The sequence below is a fragment of the Veillonella caviae genome (assembly GCF_003992125.1).
GTDB lineage: Bacteria > Bacillota > Negativicutes > Veillonellales > Veillonellaceae > Veillonella > Veillonella caviae.
In genome coordinates this window covers 15,729-36,504 of sequence record NZ_RQUY01000017.1, presented here as the reverse complement: position 1 = coordinate 36,504, position 20,776 = coordinate 15,729, and the positions used below count along the sequence as shown (strand labels likewise).

Below are 20,776 nucleotides of genomic sequence, written 5' to 3'. Positions count from 1 at the left end.
AGCATATCATGATAAATGGAATTATTATTTTAGCCATTGTGCTGGCTATAGCCCTCGGGTATAAAACTAAAATTAACACAGGTCTATTTGGCATGGTTTTTGCCTATATCATTGGCACGTTTATGATGGGACTAAAACCAAGCGAAATTATAAAAATGTGGCCGATTAGTATTTTCTTTGTTATTTTCTCAATTTCATTGTTTTATAACTTTGCTATTGGAAATGGAACATTAGAAAAATTAGCACAGCATTTGCTCTACAGAATTCGAAAATATCCAAAGTTATTACCTTTTGCAATCTTCGGTGCAGCTACTATTATGTCTGCCCTTGGTGCTGGATTCTTTGCTGTGTTGGCATTCTTTGCTCCTATCGCAATTTTATTGTGTAAAAAGACTAATACCAATTTATTGACAGGTGCATTAGCTGCGAATTACGGTGCTCTTTGTGGACATAATTTCATGATTAGTCCTGGAGGTATTGTGTTTGTAGGACTTATGCAACAAGCGGGATTTCAAGCTGAGGCCTATAGTTATGAATTTGAGATCTTTTTAGCTTCTTTTATTATTCCTATTATCGTGCTAGCCGTACTTGGTTTATTTGATAGAAAACAAGGCTCTTCTGATAGCTTGTTCGATATGGAAATTCCTACACCGTTTGATGGGGTACAGAAGAAAACATTAGGTTTAATTTTTAGTATGATCTTCATTGTGCTCATATTCCCTTTGTTAGATGGTGTTTTCCCAGGCGTTGCTTTCATAAAAGCGATGGATAAATCTATTGACGTTGGTTTAATTTCTATTATCTTTGCTGTTATTGGATTGCTAATGAAATTAGGAAATGAAAAAGAAATCGTCAAGAATGTTCCTTGGGGTACATTAATTATGATTTGCGGTATTGGCATGCTTATTTCCGTAGCCATTAAAGCTGGTACTGTATCTATGATTGCTAGTGTAGTAAGTTCTGCGTTACCAAGTGCTATTGTACCTGCGGTTATGGCTGTCATTGGTGGATTTATGTCATTCTTCTCCAGCACTACTGGCGTCGTAACACCGGCTCTTTTCCCAATTGTCCCTGACTTGGCAAAGGCCGCTAACATTGCACCATTCGTATTGTTTTCGTCTATTGTCATTGGGGCCCAAGCGACTGCGATTTCTCCATTCTCTACCGGTGGTAGTCTCTTATTGAGTGCCGTTTCTGATGCGGAACGTGAAAGTATGTTTACGGATTTGATGTTTAAAGGTGCACCAATTTGTTTGTTGGCAGCTATCGTATATTCCTTTGTTATTTCGATTCTTGTGTAATATGAAAGTAAAGGAGATAATGTTATGAAACTAGTAGATTCTCATGCACATGTGTTTAAACCAGGACTAAAACTAGCGGCTGTTCGGCGTTATGCACCAACCTATACAGCTAGTAAAGAAGATTTTATACGTAATTTTGAATCCAAAGGTTTAGAGGCTGGCGTATTAATACAACCTAGTTTTCTAGGTACTGATAATTCTCATATGATAGAAGCCATCAAAACAAATCCGACTAAACTCTATGGTGTTGCGGTAGTGGAACCTAGTATTTCTTTGGCTGAATTAAAAGAGCTTGATACTCATAATATTATTGGTATTCGACTCAATTTATATGGTGTGGAACAGCCTGATTTAACTAGCGATAAATGGAAAACGTGTCTGTTTTATATTAAACAATTAGATTGGCATGTTGAACTTCATACAGATGCTGTTAATTTGTCTACCTTTGTAGAACCTCTTTTGAAAGCGGGTGTTAAGATTGTTATTGATCACTGGGGGAACCCTACTGTCGACAACCCATTAGAAGATGAAGGTTTTAAATATATGCTTTCTATTGGAGCGACAAACCGCGTATGGGTCAAAATTTCTGGTGTATATCGATTGAAAAAAGGCGCAGATTTTGATACTTGCCAAGGATTGGCAAAACAAATGCTTCCTAATTTGTTAGAATCCTATGGTCCTAAGCGATTACTATGGGGCAGTGATTGGCCACATACGAATTTTGAATCAGATATTAACTATGATGCTACGTGGGAGTCTTTTGTAGATATGGTACCTGATGAAATCGTGAGAAATACTATATTAGGGGAGAGCTTTGCTGAGTTGCTTCCACAAAAATAGTACTACCGATAATTAGTTTAATTATATATGGTGATATGAAAAACCACTTGCTATTAGAAATAAATCTGATAGTAAGTGGTTTTTTCGTTCTATATTAGCAATAAATAGTTGAGAATGTTGTATTAACGAGTTCCCCTTACGTGTCTCCGTCCTATACATCCCCCAGTATTCAAATGCCGTCGGAATGTCATGCGCGGGTTTATCGTTGCTTTTATAGAGCTCAGACATACTTAGTTCGTATGCGGTGTAGTTGTCCATATAATCACAAACACATTGATACCGTTATTGCACTGTAATATAATGATGACTACAATTGTTTTATCGAAATGGGGCATTAGGCCCTATGCGTAGTTTATATTTGAGAGATCCAGATGGGAATTTAATAGAACTATGTAACTATATGACTGTGCTGTAGCCCTAAGATGTACATTTTATGGTATAATCATATTAAATAAATTCGATGTAATATAAGGTGCTAAAGGAGTTACTATGCACACATGTGAATGGCCTACAACGCCATTATACCAAGATTATCACGACCATGAATGGGGGAGACCAGTTCATGATGACAAAAAACAATTTGAACACCTTATGCTAGAGGTCATGCAATGTGGTCTCAGTTGGATTACAGTATTGAATAAACGCGAAGATTTACGCATTGCTTTTGATGGTTTTGATTATAAGAAGATTGCTCTTTATACAGACGCTGATGTGGAGCGTATCATGAACGCACCTAATGTGATTCGTTCGGATCGAAAAATTCGTGCTATCATTCATAATGCACAGCGTTTTATAGAGGTACAACGGGATTTCGGTTCCTTTTGTAATTATATTTGGGCTTTCACAGGCGGCAAAACTCTGGTCTACGAAGGGCATCCAGAAGGGAATATTCCTGCTAAAAATGAATTGTCTGAGCGAATTAGTAATGATTTGAAACAGAGAGGGTTCAAATTCCTCGGCCCTGTGACGATATATTCGCACTTGCAAGCTAGTGGTCTCATCAATGATCATGGGAGAGATTGTCAGTGTTTTGACGACATCAATGAATCTACGAATATTGTATATAAGAGAGAGGATGCGTAGCTTTCACTTCAATTCATATGGTGAGTTGTAATTAAGAATTTAATTCGTATAATGATATATGCTCAAGAATAGATTTTAGAAAGGAAATACATGCCAGGTTTAGGGACGGTCATTAATGTGGCTTTAATTATTGTCGGTAGCGTGCTAGGTCTTGCGTTTCGGCGAGGAATGAAAGAAAATTTAAAACAAACGCTTATGATGGTGAGCGGTGTCATCGTACTGCTATTAGGCATGAGCGGTGCTATGCAATATATGTTAGTCATCGTAAATGGTACGCTGCAAACGACGGGGCCTCTCATGATGATTATCAGTATGGTGGTAGGCGCCATTATCGGGGAATTGATTGATTTTAATCGATGGATTGTACGACTTGGTGATTGGTTGAAAGCCCGAACGGGCAATAGTGGAGATCCACAATTTACGAATGCTTTTATTACTGCATCCTTAACATTTACCGTTGGCGCTATGGGCGTTCTTGGGTCTATTCAAGACGGTCTGACTGGTAATTATCAAACGCTGTTACTGAAAGGTATCCTAGATGGTATTATCGTCATGGTTATGGCTTCGTCTATGGGGAAAGGTGCTTTGTTTTCTTTCATCCCTGTAGGTATTACTCAGCTCATGATTACCTATATGGCGAACTGGGCGGCACCGATTATGACTCAAGGTGCCATTGATAATTTGTCTTATGTTGGCTCTATTCTCATCTTTTGCGTTGGCATCGACCTTATTTGGCCTGGTAAAATTCGCATTGCTAACTTATTGCCAGCTATATTTATTGCTATGTTGTTAACTTTTGTATTTTAATTAAGTGCCGTTTTACAGTTTGACGAAATTAACAGTCTTTACATTAGGACCTAATAAGAATGTTAATCAGGTGTAGTTTTGTGAAATGCCAAAATATTAGCTGCCGATGTAGAAGATATGTTTTGTATAATAATGCATGTGTAGTTTTACTATTTTATGCATTCGGTGATACTGCTGGGCTGATGTAGACGGCTCCTTTTGTATAATAAAGTTGCCTATGTTATAATATTGAAAATAATAGATATAGTTGTTATACTAAGCATATAGCATTTAATATTTACAATATATTAGTTATTTATTTGATATAAGGAGTCCTTATGTTATTCGTAGAATACCCCAAATGTACAACGTGTAAAAAAGCTAAAAAGTTTTTAGATGACCATAATATCCAGTATACAGATCGTGATATTAAATCTGAAAACCCTACAGCCGAAGAAATCGCTCAATGGTACCCACAATCAGGCAAAGATTTGAAAGCTTTCTTTAATACGTCTGGTTTGATTTATCGAGAGCAACAATTGAAAGATAAATTGCCTAATCTTAGCGAGGCAGAAAAACTAGCACTTCTCGCATCTAATGGGATGCTCGTAAAGCGGCCAATCCTTGTGCTTGATGATAAAGTATTGGTTGGATTTAAAGAAGCTGAATGGAAAGAAGCATTAGGCATTTAATTTTCTTGTTTTATTGATATGGCGGATACCCTTGGTTAAAGTTTAGGAACGCTTAACGGCTGTTGGCCTACGCAATTCGCTTTAACGAAGGGTATCTGTCAGTTGTTATTATAAAGTAATTAAATACATTTCTTGTAAATCTTATGTATGTTCTGTATAATCATAATTAATACAACTACCCCTATAGGTATAAACTGAGTATATACTTAATATAAATCTTTTTGCTAGTACGTTTACAGATTGCTAGTACGTTTACAGAGATTGTAAAAGGTAAGTATAACAGTTGGTAAAACCGGAACAAGTGAGTCCGGCTATAGTTGAATAGAGAGGTCTTTATGATGATACAGAATATATTTGGAAAGCAAGCTAGTTTTGAGCGGCGCTTATTGTTTACGGTACTTGGTGCGGTGTTGGCTATGGTGGATGTGTTCACTGAACCATTTGGTTTAGCATTAGATGTTGCATGGATTACGGTGCTTTTTTGTGGGTTGCCTATCGTGTTTCAGTCGTTGGCGTCGATGTACGAACAATTGGAGATTGGCAGTAATTTTTTGACCTCTGTGGCGCTCATTGCGCTTGTTGCTATCGGCGATTATCATGATGCGGCGTACATAGCCCTCATATTTCAAATTTCGATTCTCGTGGAACAGTATTTGAGTCAGAACCGAATCTTGACGGTGAATGACAATTGGTTGCCTACATTGAATGATCAGTGGCATGAGATTCAGGTTCATTTGGAACCGTGGGCGCCTATTATGGTGGTATGCAGTATTTTTGTAGCCATTGGATCTTATGCAGTGACGCAGAATTTGGTGCATACTATTACCTTGCTTTTGGTACTTTGTCCGTCTGTATTAGCCATTATCGTGGCTCTTTATCAATTGACTCACCTTGTGGTGAATGCACCACATTTGTTGAGCTTATCTAATGGAAGTAAGCAAATTTTGCTCTTCACTACTATTGGTGCCATATGCATCTACGCATGGACTATCATTTGGGCCGTTATGGGAAGCATTGATCCTGTAGGGGCGGTGCTCCTCTTTGGAATGGGACATATGCTAACCCTCGGAAACGTGGCGATGATGCAACATTCCTTGGCTCAGTAATCGGATTCTTTTGGTGAAAGTTTTCATTTTATTTAGCTTCTCATGTATAATCTTATAACCTATATATCCTTGAAAACCCTCGCTACATTGTGTGGCGAGGGTTTTTGTGTGCGTATGGAATGTATAGTATCTGGTTATATCTGTATATGTGAATAAGTGTACATATATTTCTTCTTGAAAATATACCCTATAGGGTATATAGTATAAGTAATAGATATACCCGTATGGGTATATAAAATGAAATATAAAAACATAATCTGTATGTTAGTTTACACTTTCAAAGGAGGCATATATGGTAACATGGCGTAACATAGCAGAATGGTTTGATGTTAATGGAGAAAAATTGACTCTCGCAGTAGGCGGTGTAGGGGTAGGGTTTAGTTTGGCAGGTATTCAATGGTGGCTACCCTTCGACTGGGCATGGCTTGCCATCGTGTTTAATGGATTGCCTATTATTTGGGGTGCTGCAGTGGCTATGTATGAAGAATTCGATGTAAAAGCGGATTTGCTTGTTTCCTTAGCGCTCGTTGCAGCGGTAGCTATAGGCGAATATTTTGCTGCTGCAGAAATTGCTTTCATCATGCAACTAGGAGCCATGCTCGAAGAATTCACGGTGTCTAAAGCACAATCAGGTATTGAAAAGTTAGTGGATTTAACACCCACTACAGCTCGATTAATACGTAATAATAAGGAAGAAATCTTGCCAGCCGACGTTGTAATGGTAGGTGATGTAATTCGCGTATTCCCTGGAGAAATTATCCCTGTAGATGGCACGATTTGCAGTGGTTCTACGTCTATTGACCAATCTGTTATGACCGGTGAATCTATGCCGATTGATAGAACGGTAGGGGATGAAGTGTTTTCTGGTACCCTCAACCAATTCGGTGCATTTGATATGGTGGCTACGAAAGAAGGAACGGATAGTTCTATTCAACGGATGATTAAATTGGTGCAAGCTACCGATCCAGGGAATGCAAAAATCGTTAGTATTGCCGACCGCTGGGCAACATGGATTGTGGGTTTAGCTCTATTAACTGCTATCGGTACATATATTGTGACCGGCGATATGATTCGCGCTGTAACTATATTAGTTGTATTTTGTCCATGTGCCCTCGTACTGGCTACGCCAGCAGCTATTATGGCGGCTATTTCCAATGCTAGCAAGCATGGGTTCCTTGTGAAACGTGGTTCCATAATGGAAGAGCTGTCGAAGGTGGATACTATTACATTTGATAAAACAGGAACTTTGACACATGGTACGCCACAGGTGGTGGGATTATATTCTATGAATCATATGAGCGAGGCTGAGTTGTATCGCGTGGTGGCATCTGCAGAACAGCAGTCTGAGCATCCATTAGGGCGGGCCATCGTGGCTGGGTATACATCATCGTATGATGCACCTATGATGGGGATATCGGATGTATCCATTACGCCGGGTAAGGGCTTGACTGCCACTGTGGGCGGTGAAACTGCCGAATTCGCTTCATCGATTCATTTGGCGGTGACACCTAATATGGATCAGACGATTGCAGACAATGATGTGAGGATGAATACTTTAAAATCTCAAGGTTCTCAAGTGCTTGCTGGCAATGAGGATATGATGGCTATGTCTGGCATTGTGATTCCAGATACTGTGAAAGCTAGTGTTGATGAATATCTTGTACGAGGTGCATCTATCGTGTACGTAGCGATTAATTCTGTGTTGACTGGTTATGTTGCGTTGGCGGATCGTGTTCGCTCTGAAAGCCGTGCTGTAGTTGATGCATTGCACGGGTTAGATGTAACACCTGTACTCCTCACAGGGGATCACACAACTACGGCTCAATATATTGCTAAGCCTCTCAATGTGAGTCATGTCATGGCAGAGTGTTTGCCAGAGGATAAATTACATGTAGTAGCTAAATTGCAAGATAACGGTCATGTGGTGGCCATGGTTGGTGATGGTGTTAACGATGCACTAGCCCTAAAAAAATCTGATGTAGGCATTGCTATGGGAGGTATGGGTAGCGATATTGCCGTTGAGGCTGCAGATATAGTGCTTGTTAATGACACCGTGCAAGATATACCTCACCTTGTAGCCTTATCTAAGAAAATGATGAATACCATCAAGATTAACCTCACCTTTTCATTACTTTTGAACGGTGCTGCCATCATATTGGCCATGGTTGGTTCCTTATCCCCTGTATGGGGTGCCCTCGTCCACAATGGCGGAAGTCTACTTGTGGTAGTTAATTCGGCATTGTTGTTGACCTGGTCCTATAAAAAAATGAGTTGTCATAAACCATCTAGTGTGCGTATTGATGGGCAACTTCAAGATGCATGACCGTGAGATAGCCTCATGTGTATCACATGTGGTAGCGCTATTGTGGAGAGGCTAGTGTTGGATTATAATACAAATATATAGATACATAGTAGTTGCTATCTTATTGGTGAGAGCCTTGATGATATTTGGCGGAATCTTTAGATAGATGGTATTCAAGGTAGTATGACTTTCATAAATCGAGGGAGGATATAGATGGATATTTTAGAAGGCATTAAAACACGTCATAGTACGCGAAAATTTAAGTCGAATCCTGTTCCGAAAGAGCTTATTGAGGCGGTTATCGATGCAGGCCGTCGTGCTCCTACTGGGGGTAATTTACAACAAATCCATTTTATCGTGATTACGAACCAAGATATTTTGAAAAATCTTGTAACTATTGTACAAGAGGAATATGGTAAAATGCCTGTTACAGAGCATATGCCAGCATATATGCAAAATATCATTGAAATGTCTGCCCAAGGTAAATTTGTATTTAATTACAATGCACCAGTTCTTGTGGTAGTAGCCCATAAACCTGTGCTGGCGAATAATTTTGCAGACTCTGCAGTAGCAATGGAAAACATGATGCTTGCATGTAATGCTCTTGATCTTGGTAGCTGTTGGGTCAACCAAATCCGCCATCTTCAAGATAATGAACGATTGGTAAATCAGTTGCGTGAACTTGGATTAGGGGCTGACGAAAAAGTCTATGCCAGTCTTGCTGTAGGCTATCCTGATTTGCCGAATGGGTTAAATAGACGGGTGCTTGAAATTAAAGGGAATCCGGTTACGTGGATTGATTAACAAAATACAGGCTCAAAAAAGATTCTATTACGCTTACGGCTTTAGGCTTACGTAAAGTTACTTTTGGGGGCCTGTATTTTTTTGATAGTGAAGGCTTTACAAACACAAGTTGACTGTTTTTTGTAAAATTGTGTACAATTGATTTAGAAAATAGTGTGTTATGGAGGTTATTAAATGGCAAAAATTGGAACATTAGCAGGATATCAACGGGTGGAGGATGTGCCGGCTGATGATTTTTTATTACTAGAGAATCAATTGGGTTTTCCTTTGTATGTAGTGGCAAAGGAAATTGTTAATGCTTATCGGGTACATTTAGACCCATTGAATTTAACATATACACAATATATTGTTATGATGGCATTGTGGCAATATGGAGAACTATCTGTTAAGGAATTGGGACAAGTATTGCGTCTTGATTCTGGTACATTGACACCATTGTTAAAAAAATTGGAAACAAAAGGTTTCTTAAAACGGAAGCGAAGCCGACAAGACGAACGAGTAGTCATGGTAACACTTAGTGATACCGGTAAAGCACTTCGGTCTGAAGCTGTACAAGTACCGCAAACGATTGCGGCGCAAGCGAGCGAGATTTTCACGGTTGAAGAAGCGGTGGCATTGCGCAGTTTATTGAATAAACTACTAGATGCTATCGACATGGCACATGGTGTAGAAAATCCAGAGGATTTACTTGGTAAGAAATAATCATCGATGGAGTAACTATGGTATAATTAATCTATACTACTAGCTTTATTAAGAGGAATGCACTGTATATTAGGAAAAGAGGCGATAATTATGAATAAAAAAATATTTACTATCTGGGCATTAGCAGGGACTTTATTGGTCGGCTCTGTAGCCAGTGCAGCGAATTGGAATGGTTTAGCGAATTATCCAGAGGTACCAAACAGTGCTAACGGATCTGAAACATATTATTTCGACAAAGCGTCCCAGTTTAAAGAAATTGATGGAAGTCGCAATATAATATTTGGCATCAATGTGATAACTATGCATGATAATCAATATGGAGAGGCTACTTTGTTCAAATATATCGTACATCCTAGTTTGCATAGTGTGTATCGATTTACTCCAGATGGACAGTCCTATGAAATTAAGCCAGGAACTAACGAATATAATATGTTCTTAGCTACTTATAAAGAAGTGTACGGCGTAGACTTAGCATTTCCTGATATGCATGCAATGCCTGCTACTTTGAGTAATATGTAATTTCATAATCATATATATGGTGAAAGTCCCAACGTGGGCTTTCACCATTTTAACGATAGAGGAGGTTTTCCTATGGCAAAATCCGAATTTGCACAAGCCTATACGGAGAGAATGTTCCCGGATATTGCGGCGCCTGCAGGGTATATCGATCCTGAATTTGAGGATTTATTCGACAATTTTGCATTTCACGAAGTCATTACAGAAGAAGGGAAAAACGTAGCCGCACGGGATAGATTCCTTGCTATTTTGGCCACTATCGTCGGCGCTGGTGCGACGGAAGAATATTCCTTGATGATGCCAGCGGCGCTTAATTTTGGCGTTATTCCTGACGAAGTGGTGGAACTGATTTATCAAGCTGTTCCATACCTTGGCATTGGCCGTGTGCGTCCGTTTTTCAAAATTACAAATAAAATTTTTGATTATCGTAATGAAAGCATTTCCGATACGCAGCGTAGTACGGTAACGCCAGAAACGCGTCTTGAAAAAGGCATTGAAAAACAAGTGGAAATCTTTGGTGAAGGTATGCGTGAGTACTGTAAGTCAGGCCCTGAAGATACACGTCACATCAATAAATGGTTGGCGAACATGTTTGGCGATTACTATACGCGTAAAGGTCTCAGTGTGAAGCATCGGGAAATGATTACGTTCTGCTTTCTCATGGCCCAAGGAGGTTGTGAAAGCCAATTACAAGCACACGTAGAAGGGAACCTCAATGTGGGGAACGATAAACAATATCTCATCAGTATTGCATCTCAATGCGTGCCGTACATCGGTTATCCTCGTGTCCTCAATGCATTGGCATGTATTAACACAGGCTTTGCCGCGTGGAAAGCGAAGCAATAAGGAGTTTTATGTTTGATTTTAATTTAGTAGATATGCTGGCTCGCATACCGGCTATCATTATTGTATTAACCGTGTTTGGTTACGCCCAAGCGCAAGCAGCGGTGTGGCTTGGGGATCCGACGCCGAAAATGGCTGGTAGACTTAATCTTTACCCAACGAGCCACTTAGAATTAGTAGGTACATTGATTATGATGATGATTGGTTTTGGTTGGTCTAAACCGGTACCGATGAACCCAAATAACTTTGAAAATCCACGTCGGGATATTACACTAGTTACCTTTGCAGGCCCATTGTTTAGCCTTGTGGTGGGCTTTATCTTCACCTTTATTCTCGTGTTGGGCACAGGCCTTGGTATCATTACGTCCATAGGGCTTGTAGAAATATTGCGGAATATCATGCTCTATAGCATTGGCATTGCTTTATTCTGCCTCATTCCCATCCCACCATTACCAGGTTTCAATCTCATCTTGCCGTGGCTTCCATATCGTTGGCAAATGCAATACTACCAATTAGGAATGTGGAATCTGGTATTCCTTATTATCCTCATCAATACGCCAATCCTATCGGCTATTATTCGACCATTGATGGTTAATATTTTGAATATTTACATGACTATTATGTCTGCTCTATTAGGGCCATCATTTTTCTAAAGTGAACGATTGGAGAATAATATGGATTTTGAAACAAACCAAGTGCCTGAGGCGATTATGGACAAACTGACGAAGGTTTGTACGTGCCGCAGCATTACAAGAAAAACGATTAAAGAAGCTATTTTTGATGGAGCCCATACATTTCCTGCTGTGAAAGAAGCGACGAGGGCAGGAACCGGGGCGTGCGGAGGGAAAGGTTGCGGACCGCGCATCGTTAAACTTCTAGCAGAATTAAAAGAACAAGGTCGCATATAGCTGAGAGGGTTCGATGGTTAGAAAATTGATAACCGCTTGTTTGTTGGGGGCGTTGGTGATTGGCATAGCTGGGTGTGGCTTGCATCCGTTCGCCACCAAGACTGAGCCAGTTAGTGTGGCGAAGGTGGCAGAGAGTGAGCTTTCACCAGAGGAAAAAGTGGATAAGATGATGGACAGCATGTCGGATGCAGATAAGGTGGGGCAGCTCATGATGATTGGCATTCACGGCACATCGATGAACGATGATGCGCGGTTCATGATGAATGAGTATCGCGTAGGCGGTATCATTTTGTTCGATCGAAACATGACGTCGAAAGCTCAGGTGCAAACGCTCATTACAGATATTAACAAATTTGCGAAGTCGTCGGATTTGGCGCCGCTATTTATTGGCATTGACCAAGAGGGTGGTGCTGTGGCGCGTATGGAGGATCAGTTGGTGTCAGTACCACCTGCTGAGAAATTAGGTGAAGGTACCGTAGAAGAGGCGGTAGCATTAGCGAAAGCCTCTGGGGAGGAGTTGAAATCATTAGGATTTAATATCAACTTTGCACCTGATGCGGATTTGGGGCTCGCCTATGGCCGTTCGTATAGCACTGATCCAGATAGGGTAGTAGCATTTGCTAGTGCTGTGGGTAAAGCTTATGAAGACAGCGGTTTGTGGTATTCGTATAAGCACTTTCCTGGCATCGGCAAAACCGATGTAGATTTACACGCTGATACGAGTGTGGTGCCTGTATCGAAGGACGTGTTGATCAATGAAGATACGAAGGTATTTGTGGATTTAATGGCAAAATCGAAACCTAATTCATATATGATTATGGTATCTCATGCTATGTACCCTACTATCGACCCTGATCATCCGTCTAGTTTGTCTAAGACCATCATTACTGACTGGCTCCGTAGGGATATGCAATACAATGGTGTAGTCGTTACCGATGATATGGATATGGGCGCTTTGGCGAAACATTACACCTTCGGCGACATGGCAGTTCAATCTATACTAGCTGGCAGCGATATTCTCATGGTGTGCCACGAATACGAACATATGCAAGAGGCTTATAATGGTCTGATGAAAGCTGTGAAAGACGGTCGTATTTCTAAAGAACGATTAAATGAATCGGTGAAACGGATTTTGCTGATGAAAATGCAAAGCTTATAATTTATTAAAACCTAATCTATTAAAATGACTCAGCCTTCCATGCTATAATCAAATTAGCGTGGAAGGCTGTTGGTTTATTCAACATATTTGGTTTTTATAGGCAAAAAAATTTTATCTAATATACCCTAAGGGAGGCATGATGATGAAACGTTGGCAATTCAATAAGCGTAGTTCCACCTTAGCGGATATGTCCATGAACCGCGTGTTACTGTACGAGCTCATTCTAAAAGGAGCCTTAGTTGGTGTTATTGCTGGGATTTGTGGTGCCACGTATCGTTATTTGATTCTCGAATCGGAACATTGGCGATGGCACATGATGAAGGGCATTTCTTATGAGTCCATGCTCATTTGGCTGGGAGCAATGGTAGTATTTGCTTTTATCGTAGATAAACTGCTTACATGGGCACCACTGTCTGGCGGTTCTGGTATTCCTCAAATTGAAGGGGAAATGCTAGGTTTATTCGATATGAAACCGTATCGCACGCTCATCTCTAAAATGATTGGCGGAGTGATTACAGGATTTGCTGGATTTTCAGTAGGTCGTGAAGGACCTGCCGTGCAAATCGGCGGTTCCGCCGGAAAAATCGTATCCTATTGGATGCATTCTGGTTTAAGGGAGCAACGCATTCTTACGTCTGCAGGTGCAGGGGCAGGTCTTGCAGCGGCATTTAGTGCGCCTGTGTCGGGTGCTATGTTTGTGTTTGAAGAGGTGCATAAGAGTTTTTATCCATACCTCGTAGTTCCTACTTTTGTGGCTACCCTTATTTCTAATTATATTACGGTTAGCATGTTCGGTCTCGATCCAGCGCTGGGCTTTACCGTCACTACTGGCATGCCCCTCGATTATTTTCCCGTGCTCCTCTTAGTGGGCGTCGTCATGGGATTTTGTGGCGTTTTCTTTTGTCGCATGATTTTTCTTTTTAAACATCTATTTGATGCGGTGCAGGTGTCTCGGTTTTTCAAACTGGTCACTACTTTTGTGGTGGTGGCTCTCATTGGTTTCGATTCACAACTCCTTCTTGGCGGTGGCAATGATTTAGTGGCACATCTTGCTTTTGAAAGGCACGGTGTGTGGCTTCTACTAGGTATTGTTATTGGTAAAATTCTGCTTACCACTTTCTGTTATGGCAGTGGTGCGCAGGGTGGTATTTTCTTGCCCATGCTTGTTATCGGTGCTGCATCTGGTGCCTTTTGTGAAAGCCTATTTTCATCGCTCTCCCTCATTTCTGGTGATTTCACCGCTCAATTTGTCATCTGCGCTATGGGGGGCATGTTGGCAGCGGCTATGAGAACGCCGATTTTAGCGATTCTGCTGGTCCTTGAAATGACGAATAGTTTCTCTAATATCTATGCCATAGGTACCGTTACCATCGTGGCATACCTAGTAGCGGAGCTGTTGAAAGAACCTCCGATTTACGATTCCTTGCTCCAAGCCATGACTGGACAAAGCAATCTCGAATCGGTACAAACATTTTTTCAAACCAAGGTTCCTGTAGTGGCTACTTATACAGATATTCCTTTACAAGATTTGCCATTACCAGATGGGACCCTCATCGTAAGCATCCGTCGTAATGGTACCTACATCGTGCCACTCGGCGACGTCCGTTTAGAATCTGGCGATGAACTACAAGTCTCGTGTGAGCGGGGGAAATTAAAAGACGCAAAAATGTATTTTCAATCGGTACATTAATAGTGATTCATTAGTTGTAATGTGTAGATGTAAAACCACATTTTCAAGCTGTGAATTAAAGGACTGACTCTAACAATATATAAATTTAGAAAACGTACTTTTAAAGGTTCATCTTACATTAGTTATATAGACATTAGTTAAAGGTGCAAACAATCGTTTTAATGTGATATTGAGGAGTAATTGTATGATAGATAATCCGATTTTATATTATATATTCTTTATCATCGTTGGTTTTTTTACTGCCATGCTAGGCACCATTATAGGTGCTGGTGGAGGTTTGATTTTTGTGCCTCTGTTTATGTATTGGTTCCCTGAATGGACACCGTCTATGGTTGTGGGTACATCTTTGTTTGCTGTGATGTGTAATGCTATTTCTGGTGCTTTAGCATATATAAAACAGAAAAAGGTGCATATCAGCGCGGCTATTATTTTTAGTTTCGCCACATTTCCAGGGGCCATATTAGGGGCACAAATGTCTAGTTGGTTCTCGGGACCTGGGTTTATGTTTGCTTTTGGCTGTTTTATGGGCATCGTATCTATTTTGATTGGGTTTAAGAATTTCAGAAAAGGCACCCGTATTGAGGAATCTTTATCCCTTGATGAGGTAACATATAATAAACCAGTAGGTATTGGCATTAGTATCATGGTAGGCTTTATTTCTAGTATATTCGGCATCGGTGGTGGCCTCGTACATGTACCTGCCCTCATTTATATCATGGGATTCCCTACACATCTCGCTACTGCTACGAGTCAAGCCATTTTAGCAGTATCTACCATCGTAGGCGTTGTGACGCATATCGTGGAACAGCATATCGTGTTTTCTATCGCCATTCCTATCAGCATTGGTGCAGTTTTTGGGGCTCAAGCAGGCGCACAAATTGCAAAACGTTTGAAAGCTAAGGTTATTTTAGCATTGATGAGCGTATGCGTATTTGCTTTGGCAGTGAGGCTTATTATAGGGTCACATGTGTTACTCTAATATGAGAGTATGTACAAAAAAGCTGTAATAGATTGCGGTAAAATCGCAGTCTATTACAGCTTTTTTCATTAAAATCCAAAATCTCCATTTATAATGATAACTTCCATAATCTGCATATTCCGCATTTTTTTATAGTAAATGGTCAATGCGTTACAGATGCGGTCAGGTGAACCGCAGTCGTAGCATTTTTCTTCTAGCTTTGCACATGGATTGAGAGAGCTTTTTTTGTTTTTTTTGCTATTTTGTGGGGCCGCTACATTGCGAGCTCGATAAATGGCAGAGGCAAGATCTGGTGTGATTTTATTAGTACCGAGAACGAAAAATACTTCTTCAGAACCAAATAAGGAGGCAGCTATGCGATTGCCTGTACCATCTATATTCACCATTTCTCCTGTTTGTGAAAGTGCATTCACGGATGTTAAAAATACGTCTCGTCCCATCGTCCTTAATGCTGTTTCACGGAAACTTTCACCTGGAAGAGGGCGATGAATATCCGTTACTTCAATATTATAGGGCACCAATGCGTCGTACACGCCTAATTCTAACAAGGTTCGAGAATCGCCAAGGGCAACTCGTTTATTTTGAATACGATTCGCTAAATACGCCGTTGCATCTGTAGGATGTTCAAAGTATTTTACAATGAATTTGTTTCTTTCTAATGCTTTTATAGTGGCGGATATATCGATAGGAGTATTGTTATTCTGTGGATTTGTCACTGCTTTGATGGTTGTATCTGTATTTGCCATGGCACACCTCTGATATGGTTTGAAAACTATGTGTTGACTATGATATAATAGTTGCAAGGAGAGCCAATTAACGTTTCGGTATGCGTTAGGCTCATCTCCAGGAATTTTGAAAATGAGAAATGGCCTAACGTCCCGATTGGGGTGTTAGGTCATTCTTATTTCAGAATAAGAACGACTAATGTTGCGAAAGCAATCATCAATGATATAGCTTCATATGGGCTCATATCACCATCTCCTTTCGATGGGAAGGAGATGAACTAACACACGTCAATTAGCTCTTGGCTATAGTGTAACATAAGTAGCACCCGTTAGGGTGCTTTTTATCTTTATAATGACAGCTGATTATTGGTATTCCTAAAACTCATATATCATGTGAAATTTCTATAGAATTTATACAGCGTATACAATTTATGCATAATTATGGAATTGAGAATGAGAACGGCGTATACTAAGGATAATATAGAATCTTTCCTTGTGGTATGGGTTAGGAGGTTATTCAAGTGAGTGAACTAATTCGTGACTATGACCGTTTTGCCAAGGAAGCGCAGGCGATTTGTAAAAATCGAGTGTATACAGATTACTTGCGTCGTTACGCCTATGGCGTGGATGCATCGTGTTACAGTTATTTACCAAAGGTTGTGGTGAAAGCTGAAGATGAGCAAGAAGTTCGCCGCCTTGTAAGATTGTGCCAACAGTGTGGCACGCCATTTACATTTCGAGCAGCAGGTTCGTCCTTATCTGGACAATGTTCTAGTGAAGATGTGCTAATCGTTTGTAATGATGGATTTAAACGGATGGAAGTTCTCGATGATGGCAAAGCATTGCGATGTGATTGTGGTGTTATCGGTTCCGATGCGAATGATTTGTTGAAACCCTATAATCGCAAAATCGGTCCAGACCCTGCAACGATTACTACTGCATTAGTAGGCGGTATTTTAAATAATAACTCGTCTGGTATGTGCTGTGGTACGGCGCAAAATTCATATCAAACTATCCGATCCATCCGCGTTGTGTTGTTAGATGGTAGCATTCTCGATACATCAGATCAAAAGAGTATTAATCAATTCTTGAAAGAAAAACCTCAAATGGTTAAGGATATCCTCACATTGAGGGAAGAAATCCTTGCCGATGAAGAATTGACCCACATGATTCATCACAAATATAAAATTAAGAATACTACAGGTTACGGACTAAATTCTTTGGTTGATTTTGATAATATTGTAGATATTATCAATCATTTGTTCATTGGATCTGAAGGTACATTGGGTTTCGTGTCGGAAATCGTGTACAACACTGTTGAGGACGTGCCTCATAAGGGGTGTGGGCTTTTATTCTTTAGCAATTTGAATGATGCCTCCGAAGCCGTTGTTAAATTAGCTGGCATGGGCCGTGATAAGGTTATTGCAGCAGAAATGATGGATTATCAATCGCTTCGTGCCGTGCAACAATTAGAGTCCGTTCCTGATTTTGTGCGCGACGTGCCAGAAGGGACAAGTTGTATATTGTTCCAAACTGAAAGTTATACAAAATCGACGGTCGATGACAATCTTGCTTTCATTCAAAAAGAATTAAAAGATATTCCTACAGCTATTCCAAGTCTCTATTCTCAAGACCCTAAGGAATATGATTCATGGTGGGCTATTCGGAAAGGCATTTTGCCAATCGTAGCGGGGCAACGCAAGAAAGGCACTACCGTTATCACCGAAGACGTATGTTTCCAAATCGAAGATTTCACGAAGGGTATTGAAATGCTCACCGAGTTGTTCCATAAATATGATTTCGTGGACGGCGGTGTTATCTTTGGGCATGCTTTGAGTGGTAATGTTCATTTTAATATTACCCCAGATTTCAGCGACCCTAAGGATACGAAGAATTTCGGAGATTTAGTGCATGAAATGTCTGAACGAGTATCTGGTTTTGGTGGTTCTTTGAAAGCAGAACATGGTACAGGTCGCATGGTAGCACCATTTATTGAAATGGAATGGGGCAAAAAAGCTTACGAAATTAATCGTCGTATTAAAGCCATTTTTGACCCTACACGCATTTTGAATCCTGATGTTATCATCACCGATGATCCAGATGTGTACAAGAAAAATTTGAAAGCCCAATGCATCATTGACGATGCTTTCACCATCTGTATGGAATGCGGTTTCTGTGAAAAACACTGTCCAAGTCGGAATTTAACCTTAACACCGCGTCAACGTATTGCATTGTTACGGGAACAAAAACGGTTGGAACAAGAAGGCAATTTCGCTCTTGCTGCAGAGCTTAAAAAGGGTTACGAATACTATGGTGTCGATACATGTGCTGCATGTTCCATGTGTAAAGGTCTCTGCCCGCTCAGCATTGATACGGCGCAAATTGCATTATCTATGCGTAAAATTGCACCTCCTGGGCCGAATATTGCGAAAACTATTTATGATAATTTCGCTACTACCCTTGATATGTGTCGTGCTGGAGTGAGTCTAGAAGGTATTGCTGGTGCCATCGTAACGAAAAAGGCCATTGCGAAGATTACCGAAGGTCTTCACGGTGCTACAGGCATCACGCCATATTTGCCGAAAACTACGCTAAAAGCGAATACCTATAAATTGGTGAGCAAAATTAAACCAGGTAATTTTGACAAAGTAGTATATTTCAGTACTTGTGCAAACCGTGCGTTCCGTCCAAACCAAGGATATAATGATAACCGCAGTTTGCAACAAGTGTTTGAAAGCCTCTGCGGCAAGGCTCAAATCGACGTTATTTATCCACCGCATATTGAAAATCTCTGCTGCGGTCTAAGTTTTGAAAACTATGAAAACATCGATAAACGAGCACTCAAAGATTTGCATGATGCATTGATGAGTGCCTCGGAAAATGGTAAATATCCTATTGTTATCGATCATAGTGCATGTTTCAGCCATGCTTTCAAACATATTGAGGATTTAGAAATCAACGATATTTCTGAATATTTATACAAACATGTGGTGCCACGCCTTGATATTCACAAAGTAGATGAACGAGTTCTCGTTCATAAACAATGCAAAATTAAATCCGCAGGCAAATCAGAATACATTGAAAAATTGGCTCGCCTTTGTGCTGATGAAGTGTTCAATATTAAATCCTTTGCCTGTGATGGTTTTGCTGGTCAAAAAGGATTCTTTACACCGGAACTCAATAAATGCGCTACAAAAGACCTTTCTGCAGAGGTGGCTGAATACGGCGCTACCATGGGCGTAAGTTCTAGCTCAACCTGTGAAATCGGTCTCGGTGAAAATGCAGGTATCCCATTTGTAGGCATTGCGTTCCTTCTCGACAGATGCTCTAGTCGGAAACGGTAAAGGATTTACTTTTCCTAGACATGTGTTATGCTAAATACAGTAGTAGAGGATTGGAAATATTCCCACAAATTAATAAAAAAGGATGAGCTATAACTCGTCCTTTTTTTGCTTTATTTTTTATTCTTATTCTTGAGTCAATGGTTATTAGTATTGGGTTAATGACTGTTAGTGTTTAGTTAATGGCTATCATTGTTGAGCCAATGGTTAAATGGGTATTAGTGTTTAGTCAATGGATATTATTGTTGAGTCAATAGTTATGGTAGGTAGGTTTATGAAGTATTTAATTATTGTAATAGTATTACTGGTCTTTTCTGGTTGTGGACATGGTTTAGATGTGAATTCAAATGAGTCTGCGAATTCAGTGGGACGTACAAACCATAGTGCGAACAAAACTATTAATAATGACCTTGAGAATGCGAAACAATTTTTATCAAATGGCGATTATGACAAAGCCATTGATGCCGCAAACAACGCAATAGCATCTGATCCTAATAGTGCCGAGGCTTATTCTATTCGCGGATTCGCAAGGGCCCTTAATGGCGAGATAGAACAAGGTCTAGTTGATACAAAGACATCGTACCAGCTAGATCCTAATAATGTAGCCAATTACTATAATATGGCTATGGTCTATAAACTGGCGGGGCAATTAGAGGAGTCGAAACAGTGGTTTGAAAAGGTGTTAACTAAAGATCCAAACAACACCTGGTCTATTTATGGTATCGCCACTATTTATGCTGACCAAGGTGATGATGATAAGGCGCTTGAATGGTTAGCGAAGGCTATCAAAATAGATTCATCTGTGAAAGTGGTAGCAGCTGAACAAGATCATTTTGAGCGATTTCATGAAAACTCTGTATTTAAATCTTTAGTTCTTCCATAAACAAATTTTTATTATGCTATTTTTTTAATAGTTATGCCTAATATATATATATATATATATATATATTAGGCATTTTTATATTTCTGAAATTTATAGTATAATAATGAAGATCTCAA

At 40.0% G+C, this 20,776-nt stretch carries 20 protein-coding genes; 18 read left to right on the top strand and 2 right to left on the bottom strand.

Features of this window, described 5'->3' with window-relative positions:
* Window positions 1–8 precede the first annotated feature (8 nt).
* From EO120_RS06895 to EO120_RS06815, 16 genes are all read left to right on the top strand, one after another.
* A complete protein-coding gene (locus EO120_RS06895) occupies window positions 9–1,301 on the top strand; it encodes an SLC13 family permease (RefSeq protein WP_241234911.1) in 1,293 nt (430 codons plus the stop codon).
* A 24-nt stretch (window positions 1,302–1,325) separates the two neighbouring features.
* A complete protein-coding gene (locus tag EO120_RS06890) occupies window positions 1,326–2,141 on the top strand; it encodes an amidohydrolase family protein (RefSeq protein ID WP_127134750.1) in 816 nt (271 codons plus the stop codon).
* A gap of 489 nt (window positions 2,142–2,630) precedes the next feature.
* Window positions 2,631–3,224 (top strand): DNA-3-methyladenine glycosylase I, encoded by a 594-nt coding sequence (locus EO120_RS06880; protein ID WP_127134749.1) that lies wholly within the window; start codon window positions 2,631–2,633, stop codon window positions 3,222–3,224.
* A gap of 90 nt (window positions 3,225–3,314) precedes the next feature.
* Window positions 3,315–4,031: a DUF554 domain-containing protein gene (locus EO120_RS06875; RefSeq protein WP_127134748.1), complete on the top strand. Its 717-nt coding sequence runs from the start codon at window positions 3,315–3,317 to the stop codon at window positions 4,029–4,031.
* A gap of 317 nt (window positions 4,032–4,348) precedes the next feature.
* A complete protein-coding gene (locus tag EO120_RS06870) occupies window positions 4,349–4,702 on the top strand; it encodes a Spx/MgsR family RNA polymerase-binding regulatory protein (protein WP_127134747.1) in 354 nt (117 codons plus the stop codon).
* Between the two features lie 335 nt (window positions 4,703–5,037).
* Window positions 5,038–5,808, top strand: a complete 771-nt coding sequence (locus EO120_RS06865; RefSeq protein ID WP_127134746.1) for a hypothetical protein — start codon at window positions 5,038–5,040, stop codon at window positions 5,806–5,808.
* Window positions 5,809–6,100: 292 nt separating this feature from the next.
* Window positions 6,101–8,131, top strand: coding sequence for a heavy metal translocating P-type ATPase (locus EO120_RS06860; protein WP_127134745.1), 2,031 nt, complete (start codon window positions 6,101–6,103; stop codon window positions 8,129–8,131).
* A gap of 192 nt (window positions 8,132–8,323) precedes the next feature.
* The gene (locus EO120_RS06855; protein ID WP_127134744.1) at window positions 8,324–8,914 is read left to right on the top strand and encodes a nitroreductase; all 591 of its coding nucleotides are present in this window, start codon (window positions 8,324–8,326) and stop codon (window positions 8,912–8,914) included.
* Window positions 8,915–9,088: 174 nt separating this feature from the next.
* Window positions 9,089–9,616 carry a MarR family winged helix-turn-helix transcriptional regulator gene (locus EO120_RS06850; RefSeq protein WP_127134743.1) on the top strand — a complete coding sequence of 176 codons (528 nt, stop codon included), beginning with the start codon at window positions 9,089–9,091 and terminating at the stop codon, window positions 9,614–9,616.
* Between the two features lie 90 nt (window positions 9,617–9,706).
* Entirely contained in the window at window positions 9,707–10,135 is a 429-nt protein-coding gene (locus tag EO120_RS06845; protein WP_127134742.1) for a hypothetical protein, read from the top strand.
* A 72-nt stretch (window positions 10,136–10,207) separates the two neighbouring features.
* Window positions 10,208–10,978, top strand: a complete 771-nt coding sequence (locus EO120_RS06840) for a carboxymuconolactone decarboxylase family protein (protein WP_127134741.1) — start codon at window positions 10,208–10,210, stop codon at window positions 10,976–10,978.
* An 8-nt stretch (window positions 10,979–10,986) separates the two neighbouring features.
* On the top strand, window positions 10,987–11,628 hold the full coding sequence (locus tag EO120_RS06835) for a site-2 protease family protein (RefSeq protein ID WP_241234910.1): 642 nt from the start codon (window positions 10,987–10,989) through the stop codon (window positions 11,626–11,628).
* Window positions 11,629–11,649: 21 nt separating this feature from the next.
* Window positions 11,650–11,883: a (2Fe-2S)-binding protein gene (locus EO120_RS06830; RefSeq protein WP_127134740.1), complete on the top strand. Its 234-nt coding sequence runs from the start codon at window positions 11,650–11,652 to the stop codon at window positions 11,881–11,883.
* 13 nt (window positions 11,884–11,896) lie between these two features.
* On the top strand, window positions 11,897–13,042 hold the full coding sequence (locus EO120_RS06825) for a glycoside hydrolase family 3 protein (RefSeq protein ID WP_127134739.1): 1,146 nt from the start codon (window positions 11,897–11,899) through the stop codon (window positions 13,040–13,042).
* A 142-nt stretch (window positions 13,043–13,184) separates the two neighbouring features.
* A complete protein-coding gene (locus EO120_RS06820) occupies window positions 13,185–14,732 on the top strand; it encodes a chloride channel protein (protein ID WP_127134756.1) in 1,548 nt (515 codons plus the stop codon).
* A gap of 184 nt (window positions 14,733–14,916) precedes the next feature.
* Entirely contained in the window at window positions 14,917–15,711 is a 795-nt protein-coding gene (locus EO120_RS06815) for a sulfite exporter TauE/SafE family protein (RefSeq protein ID WP_127134738.1), read from the top strand.
* A 68-nt stretch (window positions 15,712–15,779) separates the two neighbouring features.
* Here EO120_RS06815 and EO120_RS06810 read toward each other — a convergent pair whose 3' ends face one another.
* Window positions 15,780–16,457, bottom strand: a complete 678-nt coding sequence (locus tag EO120_RS06810) for a lactate utilization protein (protein ID WP_127134737.1) — start codon at window positions 16,455–16,457, stop codon at window positions 15,780–15,782.
* A gap of 155 nt (window positions 16,458–16,612) precedes the next feature.
* Window positions 16,613–16,681 (bottom strand): putative holin-like toxin, encoded by a 69-nt coding sequence (locus EO120_RS09375; RefSeq protein ID WP_407833089.1) that lies wholly within the window; start codon window positions 16,679–16,681, stop codon window positions 16,613–16,615.
* A 276-nt stretch (window positions 16,682–16,957) separates the two neighbouring features.
* On the opposite strand from EO120_RS09375, the gene EO120_RS06805 reads away from it, so the two are divergent.
* Together EO120_RS06805 and EO120_RS06800 are read left to right on the top strand one after the other, a co-directional pair.
* Window positions 16,958–19,780: an FAD-binding and (Fe-S)-binding domain-containing protein gene (locus EO120_RS06805; protein ID WP_127134736.1), complete on the top strand. Its 2,823-nt coding sequence runs from the start codon at window positions 16,958–16,960 to the stop codon at window positions 19,778–19,780.
* A gap of 271 nt (window positions 19,781–20,051) precedes the next feature.
* Window positions 20,052–20,660, top strand: a complete 609-nt coding sequence (locus tag EO120_RS06800; protein ID WP_127134735.1) for a tetratricopeptide repeat protein — start codon at window positions 20,052–20,054, stop codon at window positions 20,658–20,660.
* The last annotated feature ends 116 nt before the right edge of the window (window positions 20,661–20,776 follow it).

What these genes read in the sequence shown, in the direction of transcription:
- EO120_RS06880 (WP_127134749.1), top strand. Translation starts at nt 2,631, where the DNA reads ATGCACACATGTGAATGGCCTACAACGCCATTATACCAAGATTATCAC.
- EO120_RS06830 (WP_127134740.1), top strand. Translation starts at nt 11,650, where the DNA reads ATGGATTTTGAAACAAACCAAGTGCCTGAGGCGATTATGGACAAACTG.
- EO120_RS06875 (WP_127134748.1), top strand. Translation starts at nt 3,315, where the DNA reads ATGCCAGGTTTAGGGACGGTCATTAATGTGGCTTTAATTATTGTCGGT.
- EO120_RS06870 (WP_127134747.1), top strand. Translation starts at nt 4,349, where the DNA reads ATGTTATTCGTAGAATACCCCAAATGTACAACGTGTAAAAAAGCTAAA.
- EO120_RS06845 (WP_127134742.1), top strand. Translation starts at nt 9,707, where the DNA reads ATGAATAAAAAAATATTTACTATCTGGGCATTAGCAGGGACTTTATTG.
- EO120_RS06820 (WP_127134756.1), top strand. Translation starts at nt 13,185, where the DNA reads ATGAAACGTTGGCAATTCAATAAGCGTAGTTCCACCTTAGCGGATATG.
- EO120_RS06865 (WP_127134746.1), top strand. Translation starts at nt 5,038, where the DNA reads ATGATGATACAGAATATATTTGGAAAGCAAGCTAGTTTTGAGCGGCGC.
- EO120_RS06815 (WP_127134738.1), top strand. Translation starts at nt 14,917, where the DNA reads ATGATAGATAATCCGATTTTATATTATATATTCTTTATCATCGTTGGT.
- EO120_RS06860 (WP_127134745.1), top strand. Translation starts at nt 6,101, where the DNA reads ATGGTAACATGGCGTAACATAGCAGAATGGTTTGATGTTAATGGAGAA.
- EO120_RS06825 (WP_127134739.1), top strand. Translation starts at nt 11,897, where the DNA reads ATGGTTAGAAAATTGATAACCGCTTGTTTGTTGGGGGCGTTGGTGATT.
- EO120_RS06840 (WP_127134741.1), top strand. Translation starts at nt 10,208, where the DNA reads ATGGCAAAATCCGAATTTGCACAAGCCTATACGGAGAGAATGTTCCCG.
- EO120_RS06810 (WP_127134737.1), bottom strand. Translation starts at nt 16,457, where the DNA reads ATGGCAAATACAGATACAACCATCAAAGCAGTGACAAATCCACAGAAT.
- EO120_RS06855 (WP_127134744.1), top strand. Translation starts at nt 8,324, where the DNA reads ATGGATATTTTAGAAGGCATTAAAACACGTCATAGTACGCGAAAATTT.
- EO120_RS06895 (WP_241234911.1), top strand. Translation starts at nt 9, where the DNA reads ATGATAAATGGAATTATTATTTTAGCCATTGTGCTGGCTATAGCCCTC.
- EO120_RS06835 (WP_241234910.1), top strand. Translation starts at nt 10,987, where the DNA reads ATGTTTGATTTTAATTTAGTAGATATGCTGGCTCGCATACCGGCTATC.
- EO120_RS06850 (WP_127134743.1), top strand. Translation starts at nt 9,089, where the DNA reads ATGGCAAAAATTGGAACATTAGCAGGATATCAACGGGTGGAGGATGTG.
- EO120_RS06800 (WP_127134735.1), top strand. Translation starts at nt 20,052, where the DNA reads ATGAAGTATTTAATTATTGTAATAGTATTACTGGTCTTTTCTGGTTGT.
- EO120_RS06890 (WP_127134750.1), top strand. Translation starts at nt 1,326, where the DNA reads ATGAAACTAGTAGATTCTCATGCACATGTGTTTAAACCAGGACTAAAA.